Raw genomic sequence first — 12,203 nt, 5'->3', positions numbered from 1 at the left:
CCACCACGACCAGCACCGACGACCAGCCACCGAAGGCGAGGCGCGCATGCGACCGGCCCCACTCACAGCCGAACAGCGGGAACTGCTCGACCGGTTGGTCGCGCGACACACCGCCGCCACGTCCACCGGACGCATCGCACGCCACGACGGCGACCGCCGGGCCATGCCCCTGTCCCCCGCCCAGCAGCGCATCTGGTTCTTCAGCCGGATGGAAGCCCAGAGCATCTTCTACAACGTGGCGGGCGCCGCCCGGCTGCGCGGCCGCCTGGACCCGGATCTCCTGCGGCGGTGCCTCGGCGAGATCGTCGAGCGGCACGAGGTGCTGCGCTCGACCTACCACCAGGTGGACGGCGCGCCCGTGCAGTGCGTCCATCCGTACACGGGGCTCGATCTCGCGCTGGTCGATCTCGGCTCGTTGCCGGAAGAGGCGCGGGAGGAGGCCGCCCGGCGGCGCTGCGCCGAGGAGACCGGCCGGCCCTTCGACCTCGAACACGATCTGATGCTGCGGCCCACGCTGCTGCGGCTCGCCGACGACGAGCATCTGCTGCTGATGGTGCAGCACCACATCGCCACCGACGGCTGGGCCATGAATGTCCTCATCCGGGAGCTGGGCGAACGCTATTCGGCCCGCGTCGAGGGCCGCGAACCGCGACTGCCCGACCTCACCGTGCAGTACGGCGACTTCGCCGTGTGGCAGCGCGAATGGCTCGACGGGCCGGAGGTCCGTGGCCAGCTCGACCACTGGCGCGAACGCCTGGCGGACACCCGTCTCGTGGACGTCGCCACCGGGCTGCCGCGCTCCGCCGCGCTGACCTGGCAGGGCGGATCGATCAGATACCGCCTGGAGCCCGAGGTGGTCCGTCGCCTCACCGCGCTGGCGGAGGCGGAGCGGGCCACACCGTTCATGGCGCTGCTCGCCGCCCAGTCGCTGGTCCTGTCGCGGTGGAGCGGACAGGACGACATCATCATCGGCTCGGCCGTCGCGGGCCGCCGCCGGGCGGAGCTCGAACACCTCACGGGCTGCTTCGTCAACGAGCTGGTGCTCCGCATGGACACCTCCGGCTCGCCGTCGTACCGCGAACTGCTGCGGCAGGCGCGGGAGGTGAGCCTGGGGGCGTACGAGAACCAGGACGTGCCCTTCGAGCGGATCGTCGAGGCCATCACGCCCGAGCGGGACAACCGGGCCCGGGTGCCGCTGGTGCGGCATCAGATGGGCTTCGACAACTCGCCCCGCTGGAGTGCGCGACTGGGCGACCTCACCTGCGCCATCGAGCCGCTCAGCACGAACACGGCCCGGTTCGACCTGGAGGTGGACCTGGAGCCGGACGACGACGGCGGTGTCCGCGGCACGGTCTACTTCTCGACCGATGTCTTCACCGAGGACATCGTGCGCCGCATGCTGGACTCGCTGACCACGGTGATCGACGCCGTCTGCGAGGCTCCGGACGTCCCGGTGTGCGAGCTTCCCGTCGTGGGCCGCGGTGAACTCGCCCGGCTGGACGAGGTCTCGGGACCGGCGGCTCCGTCCCCCGCCACCACGGTGAACGCCCTGGTCGAGCGGTGGGTGCGGGAACGTCCCGAGGCCACGGCCGTACGATGCGGCGACGAGGCCCTGGGCCGTGCCGAGCTCGACGCCGCGGCCAACCGGCTGTCGTGGCGGCTGGGCGAGCTGGGGGTGGCGGCCGGGCAGCCCGTCGCCGTGTGTCTGCCGCCCTCGCCCCGGCTGGTCGTCGCCCTCCTCGGTGTGCTCAAGGCCGGGGCCCTGGCGGTTCCTCTCGACCCGGCGGCCCCGGTCGGGGACCTCAACGAGGTACTGCTGGACTGCTCGGCGGCCGTGGTGCTGACCGACGGCCCGGGCCCGGACGGCCTCGACCCGATGGTGCTGCCGTTCGACATGGCCACCGATCTGTCCCGGTGGCCCGCGGACCGGCCCGCGGTCGTGCCCGAGCCCGGACAGGGTGCGTTCGTGAACTACCCGGAGGTCGTGGACGGGTCGGCGAGGGGCACCGTCAACACGCATGCGGGAGTCGCCCATCGGCTGCTGTCGGCCGCCGCGCTGCATCCGGACGCGGACACCGGTACGGGCCAGGGGGTCCTGACGGTTCCCCGCGGGTTCGACCTGGGGCCGTGGGAGCTTCTGTGGCCGCTGGTCGCGGGGGTTCCCCTGGTCCTGCCCGTGGACGGGACGCCCGAGGCGCTCGCCGCGACGGTGCGGAGCGTGCCGGTCGCCGTGCTCGGCTGCACCCCTTCGACGCTGCACGAGCTGCTCGGCACGGCCCCTGAGCTGCCCGCGCTGCGGCGGGTGGTCTGCGCGGGGGAACGGCCCTGGCCCGCGCTGGTCGCGCGGCTGCGGGCCGCCGCCCCGGAGAGTGAACTCCACCTGCGTTCCGGGCCCGCGCACCTGGCGCTGGACGTGATCGTCCAGGCGGTCGGTGACACCGTGGAGCCCGGCGCGCTGTCACCGCTCGGCGCCCCCGCACCCGGGGCGGGGCTGTGGGTGCTGGACGGGGCGGGACTGCCGGTTCCCGGTTCCGTACCCGGAGAGCTGTGCGTCGGCGGAATCCCCCTGCCCGCCGGGGTCCTGGGCCGGCCCCAGGAGCTGAACCGTCTGCTGGTGAAGGACCCCCTCACGGCGGGGCGCGAGCTGCTGCGCACCGGACTGCGCGCCCGGGTCCTGCCCGACGGGTCCGTGGAGACGCTGGGCAGCGGCATCAGGATCCGCGGCCACCAGGTCGAGCCCACCGATGTCGAGTCCGTCCTGCACGCCACCCGCGATGTCGAGCGCGCCCTGGTCGGCGTCCACGCCGGAGGTGACACGGATCCGGAGCTGGTGGCGCACGTGGCGCTGGCCCCGGACGACGGCTGCGGCGAGAAGGAGCTGCGAGCGGCGTTCGAGGAGACCTACGGGGCGCGGGCCGCCGAGGACGACCCGGCCCTCGGCATCGCGGGCTGGAACAGCCCGCACACCGGTGAGTACCTCACGGGCGCCGAGATGCGGGAGTGGGCCGACACCACGTTCCGCCGGGTGCGCTCGCTCGGGCCGTCCGACGTGCTGGAGATCGGCTGCCGTACCGGCGCCCTGCTGTTCCGGCTGGCGCCGCGCTGTGCCACGTACACCGCCACGGACCTCTCGGCGGTCGCGCTGCGCCACATCCGCGAGCACCAGGACTGGCTGGCGACCAAGGCGGAGGACGTCACGCTCCTGCAACGGGCGGCGGACGACTTCGACGGGCTGCCGGAGCGCGGATTCGACACGGTCGTCCTCAACGCGGTCACCCAGTACTTCCCCAACGCGGCCTATCTGGAGAGAGTCCTGTCCGGCGCGCTGCGGGTGCTGCGTCCGGGCGGCCACGTCTACCTGGCGTCCGTACGCAGTCTGCCGCTGGCCGAGGCGCTGCATCTGCCGGGGCGGCTGGAGGCGCTGGATCCGGGTGCGGACGCCCGGCAACTGCGCCGCGCGCTGGCCGCCCGGGTCGGCCAGGAGGAGGAACTGCTGCTGGACCCGGAGTACTTCACCGGGCTGGCGAGGCGTCTGGACGGGCTGGCCGAGGTGTATGTGCTGCCGCGGACGGGACGGCACCGCAACGAGCTGAGCGCCTACTGCTACGACGTGGTCCTGCGGGCCGGTGCGCCAGTCGCCGACGGCACGCCGACGGACACCCTCGACTGGGTGTCGGACGGCCTGACCGCCGAGGCCCTCACCCGGTATCTGGAGGGACACTCTCCCGAGAGGCTCCTCGTGACCTCGGTACCCGACGCCCGCGTGCACGGGCGGCTCGCGGCCCTGGCACTCGCCGGGAGAGGTCCGGCCACCGTCGCCGATGTGACGTCGGCCCTCGCTCCCCGCCCCGCAGCGCCGGGCGGCCCCGTCGACCCCGCCGCTGTGACCACGGCGGCCGAGGCCGCCGGGTACACGGCGCTCGTCCAGTACGGCCCGGCGCCCGGGTCCCTGCGTCTGCTGCTCGGCACACCCGCCGAGCGGCCCGAGGCGGAGGAGGGCACCGAACGGGCCGAGGCGCCGCTGCCCGGCTTCGGCAGGCGCCCGGGCGACAGCGGCGAGGAACAGGGACACAGCCCGGTGGTGAACGATCCGCGGTCGGTCGCCCGCGGCCGCCGGGTCGTGGCCCGGCTGCACCAGCGCTTGCAGGACCGGCTGCCCGCCCCCGCGGTGCCGTCCCACATCGTCGTCGTGCCCGGCTTCGCCGCCGACCGGACCGGGGTGGTGCGTCGTGACGCGCTGCCCGGCCCGGACCCGTCGGCCGACGCGGCACAGCAGCACCAGGCGCCGAGCACGCCGACCGAGATCGCGGTGGCCGCCATCTGGACCGAGGCTCTCGGGCGCGACCGGGTCGGTGTGCACGACGACTTCTTCGCGCTGGGCGGACACTCCCTGCTCGGCTCCGAGGTCATGGACCGCGTTCGCCAGCAGTACGAACTCAATGTGCCGCTGAGTCTGCTGTTCGAGTCCCCGACCATCTCGGCGGTCGCCCGTTACGTGGACGAACTGCTGGCCAAGCCCCGGGCCGCGGCCGTGCCGGCGATCCGGCGCATCGACCGGTCCGCCCTGCGCCGGCCCCGCCCGGCGGAGCCCGCCCGCTCGAAGGAGACCCCGTGACACCGCAGCCCGAACCGCAGCCGATGGTGAAGTCCGCCGCCGAGCTGTCCCCCGCTCCGGTGCTCGCCGCGCTGGCCGCCGTACTGCACCGCCGCACGCTCCAGGAGACGGTACGCGTGGTGTACCGGGATGCCGACGGTGAAGGCGGGGTGACGGTCGAGGTCACGGAGAACACGGGCCTGCACGCGCTGACCGCCGATGCCGGGGAAGCCCTCCTCGGCCTGGTGGACGCCGACGATGAGGACACGGGCCCGGGCGGCCTCGCGGACGCCCGGCTGGAGTGGGCGGTCGAACCGCGGCTTCCCGCCCGTGGCCTGACGGTCGTGGCCCGCCCCGACAGGGTGGCCGTGCTGCCGGGCTCCGGCCCCGGTGCGCTGTCGGCGCGGGAGGCCGCGCATCTGGAGGGGCAGCTGCACCAGGCGCTCCTGGCCGGGCGAGGGCCGAAGGACGTCGCGGTGTCCGTACTGCCGCTGCTGCCCCCCGATGAGCTGGCCGAGGTCATGTCCCTCGCCGGTTCCGGCGTCGCACCGGTCGCTCCCCGGCCGGTGCACGTCCTGGTCCAGGAGCGGGCGGAGAGCAGCCCGGACGCGGTGGCGGTCACCTGCGGCGACGCGTCGCTCACGTATCGGGGGCTGGTCCGTGCGGCCGACGCGCTGGCCGCACGGCTGCGCCTGGCGGGGGCGGGCCCCGACCAGGTGGTCGGCATCGTCGCCGAACGGTCGCTGCGGCTGGTCGTGGCACTGCTGGCCGTCCTCAAGACCGGTGCGGCCTATGCCGCGTTCGAGCCCGATCTCCCCGCCCCGCGACTCCGTGCGCAGCTCACCGCGGCGGGAGCCCGTCTGGTGCTCGCGGCGGACGGCTCGGCCGTTTCCCCGGGTCTCGATGTGACGGTCCTGCCGCTCTCCCCCACCGACGGGGAACACGAGGCGGGGCCGCCGGTCTGTGTGCGAGTGCCGCCCGCCGCTGCCGCGTACGTCGGTTTCACCTCGGGCTCGACCGGCGAGCCCAAGCCGATCTGCGTCCCGCACACCGCGGTGGCGCGGCTGGTCGTGGAGCCGGACTGGGCCGAGTTCCGCCCGACGGACACCTTTGTGCACCTCGCGCCGATGGCGTTCGACGCCTCGACCCTCGAAGTGTGGGCCCCTCTCGTCAACGGCGCCCGACTGGTGGTCCATCCCCCCGGCCGGCTCTCCGTCGAGGCTCTCGCCGCCACGCTGGTCGACGAGGGGGTGACCGTCGCCTGGATGACCGCCGGGCTCTTCCACCGGATGGTCGGCCGGCAGCTGGGCGCGTTCGCGGGGTTGCGCCATGTGCTGGCCGGTGGCGATGTGATCTCGGCCGGTCATGTCCGCCGTCTTCTCGGCACCCATCCGCATCTGCTGTTCACCAACGGCTACGGCCCCACGGAGAACACCACGTTCACCACGTGCTGGACCTCCCGCGAACCGGCCGCGGGCAACACGGTCCCGCTGGGCCGGCCGATCAGCGGTACCCGGGTCCTGGTCCTCGACCCGGAGCTGAACCCCGTACCGGTCGGTGTGCCCGGTGAGCTGTACGCGGGCGGCGACGGCCTGGCGCGCGGGTACCTCGGACGTCCGGCCGCCACCGCCGAGCGCTTCGTGCCGGACCCGTTCGCCCCGGTGCCGGGTGCCCGGCTCTACCGGACCGGAGACCTGGTCCGGCGCCTGGCCGACGGAACGCTGGAGTTCCTGGGGCGCGCCGACCGTCAGCTCAAGGTGCGGGGCTACCGGGTCGAGCCCGGTGAGATCGAGACGCTGCTCGACAGCCACGAGGACGTGCGCCAGGCCGTCGTGATCGGCCAGGACGACGGCTCCGGCGGCAAACGGCTGCTGGCGTACGTCACCGCCGTACGGCCCGGGGACGACAGCCCCGCGGAGCTGGGCCGGCGGCTGCGGGAGTGGCTGCGCGGGGAGGTGCCCGGCTACCTGGTGCCCTGGGCTGTTCTCCCGCTGCCCGAGCTGCCGTTGAACCGCAACGGCAAGGTGGACCGGGCCGCGCTGCCCGCGGCCCGCCGGGCACCGCGCACTCTCGTGGCGGAGTACACCGCGCCCAGGACCCCGACCGAGGCGGCGGTGGCCGAGGAGTGGGCCGACCTGCTGAGCGTCGAACCGGTGGGCGTGGACGACGACTTCTTCGAACTGGGCGGTCACTCCCTGATCGCCGCCGATCTGCTCACCCGTCTCCAGGAGCGGTTCTCCGTGGACCTCCCCGCACGGACGCTCTATCTGCGGCCCACGGTGGCCGAGCTCGCCGAGGAGCTCCGGGAGCAACAGGCCCCGGCACCCGCTCCTTCCGTTTCCGCCCCCTGATACAGGAGACATCAGATGAGGCTCAACAAGTCCCCGCTCCCGGACGGGTTCGATCTGGACTCGGTCGACCTGACCGACTCCTCGCTGTACGCGCACGGTGACCCGCATGCCATCTGGGACGTCATGCGGGAGCACGCCCCGGTGCACTGGCAGCGGGTCGACGACACGCTGGGGTTCTGGTCGGTCACCAAGTTCGAGGACGCCGACCTCGTGCTGCGCGACCACACCCTGTTCACCTCCCAGCGCGGCACCATGCTCTTCCTGCTGGGCAAGGACGACCCGGCCAGGGGACGGCAGATGGCCGCGACCGACCCGCCGAGGCACACCAGGATGCGGGGCCCGATGCAGCATGCCCTGACCAACAAGCGGGTGGAGAAGTACAGCGACGCGGTCACCGCGGAGGTACGCGCTCTGCTGGCGCCCGCGCTCGGGGCGGAGCGGTTCGACTTCGCCGAGGCGATGATGGCCCTGCCGATGGCGACGGCCGGCACCATGATGGGTCTGCCGCGCGAGGACTGGCCGCGCCTCACCCGGCTGACGACGATGTCGATCGCCCCGGAGGACCCCGAGTTCGCGGGCCCGGACGGGGTCAACGAGACGCTGCAAGCCGCTCACCGCGAGCTGTTCGCGTACTTCCACGACCTGTTGCGCGAGCGGCGCAACAACCTCGGCGACGACCTCGTCAGCCTGCTGCTGGAAATGGAGATCGACGGGCGTCGGCTGGAGACCGGCGCCATCCTGTCGAACTGCTACAGCCTGATCCTCGGGGCGAACGTCACCACGCCGTTCGTGCCGACCGGTGCGATGGCCGAGATCGTGGGCACCGGCGTCTGGGACGCGTGGCGTACGGATCCGAAGCTGCTGAACACCGGGCTGGACGAGGCACTGCGCTGGTCCTCCCCCGCCAATCACTTCATGCGCTACGCCCTGCGGGACGTCGAGCTGCGGGGCAGGAAGATCCGCGCGGGCGACGCGGTCGTGGTCTGGCTGGGCGCGGCCAACCGGGATGCCGAGGCCTTCGCCGACCCGTTCACCTTCGACATCCGGCGCAAACCCAACCGGCATGTGGCGTTCGGCAGCGGCCCGCACTACTGCGTGGGCCACACCGTGGCCCGGATGAGCCTGAAGATCCTCTTCACGGAGCTCTTCCAGACCTTCGAGTCGTTCGAGCTCGCGGGCGAGATCGAGCATCTGCACTCGAACTTCGTCGCCGGCATCAAGCACTTGCCGATGGTGGCGCAGCTGCGCGGCGACGCCGCCGGCCGGCTCGGGCAGCTCGTCGCATGAGCGCCGCCCGCTGGTTCCTCCGCGAGCCCTCCGCCGAGAGCGCCACCCGTCTGTTCTGCCTGCCCTACTCCGGTTGCGGCGCCAGCATGTACCGCAAGTGGCCGCGGTTCGTCGGCGACATGGAGATCGTTCCCGTACAGCTGCCCGGCCGGGAGAACCGATTCCGCGAGCCGTCCTTCACGACGTACGAGCAACTGGCCGACGAACTCGCCGACGCGCTCCTGCCGTATCTGGACCGCCCGTTCGGGCTCTTCGGCCACTGCGGTTCGGCGCTTCCGGGGTACGAGACGGCCGTCCGGCTGCACGAACGCGGAGGCCCGGTGCCGGCCCGTCTCTTCGTCTCCTCGCAGATCGCCCCGCACAAGGGTCCGCACGGCCGGTTCCTGCGGATGTCGGACGCGGAACTCACCGACGAGGTACGCACCTTGATCGTGGAACTCGGCGGCACGCCCCGGCCTGATCTGGTCGAGCTGAGCCTGGAGGTCCTGCGCGGCGATGTGGAGACCAACAAGCGCTACCACCCCGCGGAGCCGGTGCGCCTCCCCGTCCCGATCACGGCGCTCGGCTGGGACGAGGACGCCGAGGTCGACCATCGGCTGATGGACAGCTGGGCGGAGTGCGGGGAGACCACGTTCCGGCTGCTGCACGGCCCGCACTACCGGTTCATGGACGCGCCCGACGACCTGCTCGACGCCTTCGTGACGGACCTGACCGGCTGACGCGGCGGACCGCGTGACGAGGAGGGCAAAGGTATGAACGCGCGAAGTGAGGGACGGCCGACCGCACAGGAGTGGAACGCCACCGACGTGCCGTACGACGCGGCGAAGGGCTTCCTCGACCGGTTCGAGGAGGCCGTGCTCCGCACCCCCGCGGGCCCTGCGGTGATCGCGGCCGGAGGCGGGGCCGGGACCACGGCCTGCCGGGGAGCCGGATCGCTCGACTACGCCCGTCTCGACCGCACGGCCAACGCGATCGCCCACCGGCTGCACGACCGGGGGATCGGCCCCGGCCGTCGTGTGGCCGTGCTGCTGCCGCGTACGCCGGCCCTGCTCGCCGCACTGATCGGCGTCATGAAGGCGGGCGCGGCCTATGTCCCCCTCGACCCGGCGCTGCCCGCCGAACGGCTGGCCTTTCTGCTGAAGGACTCCGGGTCCGCCGCCGTACTCACCGACGGCCGGGTCGATCACGCCGTGGTCGTCCGGCCCGACGGCAGTGAGGCGCGGAAACCTCCCGCCGTACGGCCGGGACCGGACCACCCGGCCTACGTGATCTACACCTCGGGGTCCACGGGCACGCCCAAGGGCGTCGTCGTACCGCACCGGGCCCTCACCAACCTGCTCACCGCGCTCGGGCGCGACTTCCCGCTCGGCCCCGGTGACGGCTGGCTGTCCGTGACCACACCGTCGTTCGACATGGTGGTCCCCGAGTACTACCTGCCGCTGGCCCGGGGCGCGACGATCCATCTCGCCGACGAGGAGACCGCGCGCTCCGGCCACCGCCTGCGTGCGTGTCTGGAGAGCCCCGGCATCACCCATCTCCAGGCCACACCGGTGAGCTGGCAGTTGCTGCTCGACGCCGGCTGGGCCGGCACCCCGGGGCTGACCGCGCTGTGCGGGGGCGAACGGATGCCGGCGTCGCTGACCCGCGCCCTGCCCGCCCGGGGAGCCCGCCTGTGGAACCTGTACGGGCCGACGGAGACCACCGTGTGGTCGGTGAGCACCCGGGTCGAGGACGCCCTCGACGACGTACCCCTGGGCGCTCCGCTGGCCAATACGCAGCTGCACGTCCTGGACGCCGCTCTGCGTCCCGTACCGGTGGGGACGACGGGTGAGCTCTACATCGGCGGCGACGGCGTGACCCAGGGCTATCTGCGCCGGCCCGCGCAGACCGCCGAACGCTTCGTGCCGGATCCGTTCACCGCGCGTCCCGGGTCCCGTATGTACCGCACGGGTGACCTGGTGCGCCGGCGTACCGACGGCCTGATCGCCTTCGTCGGACGCGCCGACAACCAGGTCAAGCTGCACGGGCACCGCATCGAACCGGGCGAGGTCGAGACGGCGCTGGAACGCGACCCGCGGGTGCGCCGGGCCGTGGTGGTCATGGACGGCGAGGGGGCGGGGGCCCGGCTCGGCGCGTTCGTGGAGACCGACCGGGACGAGGGGGTGGCCGGGGAGCTGCGTGAGGCCCTGCGCTCATGGCTGCCCGCCTACGCCGTGCCCTCGCTCATCACGATCGTGGACGCGCTGCCGCTCACGCCCAACGGAAAGGTCGACCGTCACGCGCTGCCCCGTCCCGGGCAGAGTCCGCCCGACCCGGCGCGGGACGCTCCCGAGCCGCCGCGCACCGACGCCGAACGGCGCGTCGCCGGCATCGTCTCCACGCTCGTCCCGGAGGTCCCGATCGGGCGGGACGACGACCTCTTCGACCGCGGGGCCCACTCTCTGGTGATGGCGCGGCTCGCCGAACGTGTCCGCGACGAGTTCGGTACGGTCCCCCCGCTCGGACTGCTCCTCGGGCGGCCGACCATCGCCGCCATCGCCGCGTACGTGGAGGAGGCGGGAGAGATGGAGAAAACTGTCTGATCCACGCCCGGACTACGGCTGCCGGACCGCGGAATCCCGGTGATAGGGTCCCCCGAAAACCGCGGCCCCGGGCGCGACCGGAGGGGCCGGACAGGGGGGCTTGATGCGTTGGGATCAGGTGCACATCGCCGCGACGGGTGTCTGGTTGCCCGCTCGCCTCTCCGCCGAGGAAGCGGTGAAGTCCGGCCTGTACGACGCGGAGGAACACGCGGCCAACAGGATCGTCTCGGTCACGGCCGCCGACGCCGAGCCGGGTGGGGCCCTCAGCGCACCGGATATGGCGGTCCGCGCCGCCCGCGCCGCGCTGGACCGGGCCGGGGAGGCGGCGACGAGGGTCTCCGCGGTGTTCCACAGCCATCTGTGGTTCCAGGGAGCCGAGTTGTGGGCGCCGGCCTCCTACATAGCGGATCGCGCGGGGTTTCCGGGTGTTCCGGCCTTCGGTCTTCAGCAGTCCTGCAACGCGGGTATAGCCGCGATCGAGCTGGCCGCCGGCCGCCTCGGAACCGCTGACGCGGCGCTGCTGACCACTGCCGACCGGTTCACCGGCCCCTCCTTCGACCGGTGGCGCTGCGAACGCGGTCTCGTGTACGGGGACGGCGGGACGGCGCTGGTGCTCTCCGCCACCGGGGGCTTCGCGCGGTTGCTGTCGACGGCGACCCACGTCGACAACTCCCTGGAGTCGATCTCCCGGGCCGCGCGGCTCGCCGACGATCCCGGGGCCGTCAAGACCCCGCTCGACCTCTCCGCCGCCGCGGACGCCTACGCACGGGCTCCCGGGAACATGCGCCAGACCGCGCAGCGCATGGCGGAGATCGCCGACGCGTCCGTCCGCCGCGCGCTGACCGACGCGGACATCACCATGTCCGACGTCGACCGGGTGGTCCTCGTCTCCACCGGGCGGTCGCGGATGCGCTGGCAGCTGGAGCTCCAGCTCGGCGTCCCGGAGAAGATCTCCAACTGGGAGCTGAGCAGCACAGTGGGCCATCTGGGCGCGGGCGACCATTTCGCGGGCCTCGACCACCTGGCGCGCTCGGGCCGGGTGGGGGCGGGGGACAGAGTGCTCCTCGTGGGCGGCGGCACGGGGTACAGCTGCTCCAGCGCGGTCCTGGAGATCACCGATTCCGTGGGCCGACACAAAGAAGCCGGTCAGAGCGGTGATATTCCGCTCTGACCGGCTTCTTTCGGTCGTTCGACCTCGGTGTCCGAGGGGGGACTTGAACCCCCACGCCCGATAAAGGGCACTAGCACCTCAAGCTAGCGCGTCTGCCATTCCGCCACCCGGACAAGGTGTCTGTCGTTCGCGGTGTGTTCCCCGCGGCGACATGGAAAACAATACCAGGGGTTCGGAGTGCGTTTCACCTGCATATCGGGGGCATACCCGGTGGTCAG

At 72.9% G+C, this 12,203-nt stretch carries 6 protein-coding genes and 1 tRNA gene; 6 read left to right on the top strand and 1 reads right to left on the bottom strand.

Features of this window, described 5'->3' with window-relative positions; all coding sequences use genetic code 11:
- The first annotated feature begins 46 nt into the window (after positions 1 to 46).
- The 6 genes from A3Q37_RS02535 to A3Q37_RS02510 all read left to right on the top strand — a co-directional run bounded on the left by A3Q37_RS02535 (position 47) and on the right by A3Q37_RS02510 (position 11,985).
- Entirely contained in the window at positions 47 to 4,615 is a 4,569-nt protein-coding gene (locus tag A3Q37_RS02535; protein ID WP_065476948.1) for a condensation domain-containing protein, read from the top strand.
- Entirely contained in the window at positions 4,612 to 6,945 is a 2,334-nt protein-coding gene (locus A3Q37_RS02530) for a non-ribosomal peptide synthetase (protein ID WP_255311712.1), read from the top strand. Before A3Q37_RS02535 ends, A3Q37_RS02530 begins: the two co-directional genes overlap by 4 nt.
- A 15-nt stretch (positions 6,946 to 6,960) precedes the next feature.
- A complete protein-coding gene (locus A3Q37_RS02525; protein ID WP_065476945.1) occupies positions 6,961 to 8,232 on the top strand; it encodes a cytochrome P450 in 1,272 nt (423 codons plus the stop codon).
- On the top strand, positions 8,229 to 8,951 hold the full coding sequence (locus A3Q37_RS02520; protein ID WP_065476943.1) for a thioesterase II family protein: 723 nt from the start codon (positions 8,229 to 8,231) through the stop codon (positions 8,949 to 8,951). The genes A3Q37_RS02525 and A3Q37_RS02520 overlap by 4 nt, the downstream gene beginning before the upstream one ends.
- A 33-nt stretch (positions 8,952 to 8,984) precedes the next feature.
- Entirely contained in the window at positions 8,985 to 10,814 is a 1,830-nt protein-coding gene (locus A3Q37_RS02515; protein WP_065476940.1) for a non-ribosomal peptide synthetase, read from the top strand.
- Positions 10,815 to 10,917: 103 nt separating this feature from the next.
- The gene (locus tag A3Q37_RS02510) at positions 10,918 to 11,985 is read left to right on the top strand and encodes a ketoacyl-ACP synthase III family protein (RefSeq protein WP_065476938.1); all 1,068 of its coding nucleotides are present in this window, start codon (positions 10,918 to 10,920) and stop codon (positions 11,983 to 11,985) included.
- A gap of 28 nt (positions 11,986 to 12,013) precedes the next feature.
- Here the strand turns inward: A3Q37_RS02510 and A3Q37_RS02505 are convergent.
- A tRNA-Leu gene (locus tag A3Q37_RS02505) sits at positions 12,014 to 12,098 on the bottom strand.
- Between the last annotated feature and the right edge of the window lie 105 nt (positions 12,099 to 12,203).

The organism is Streptomyces sp. PTY087I2, assembly GCF_001687325.1.
GTDB lineage: Bacteria > Actinomycetota > Actinomycetes > Streptomycetales > Streptomycetaceae > Streptomyces.
This window is presented reverse-complemented; position numbering and strand designations above follow the sequence as displayed.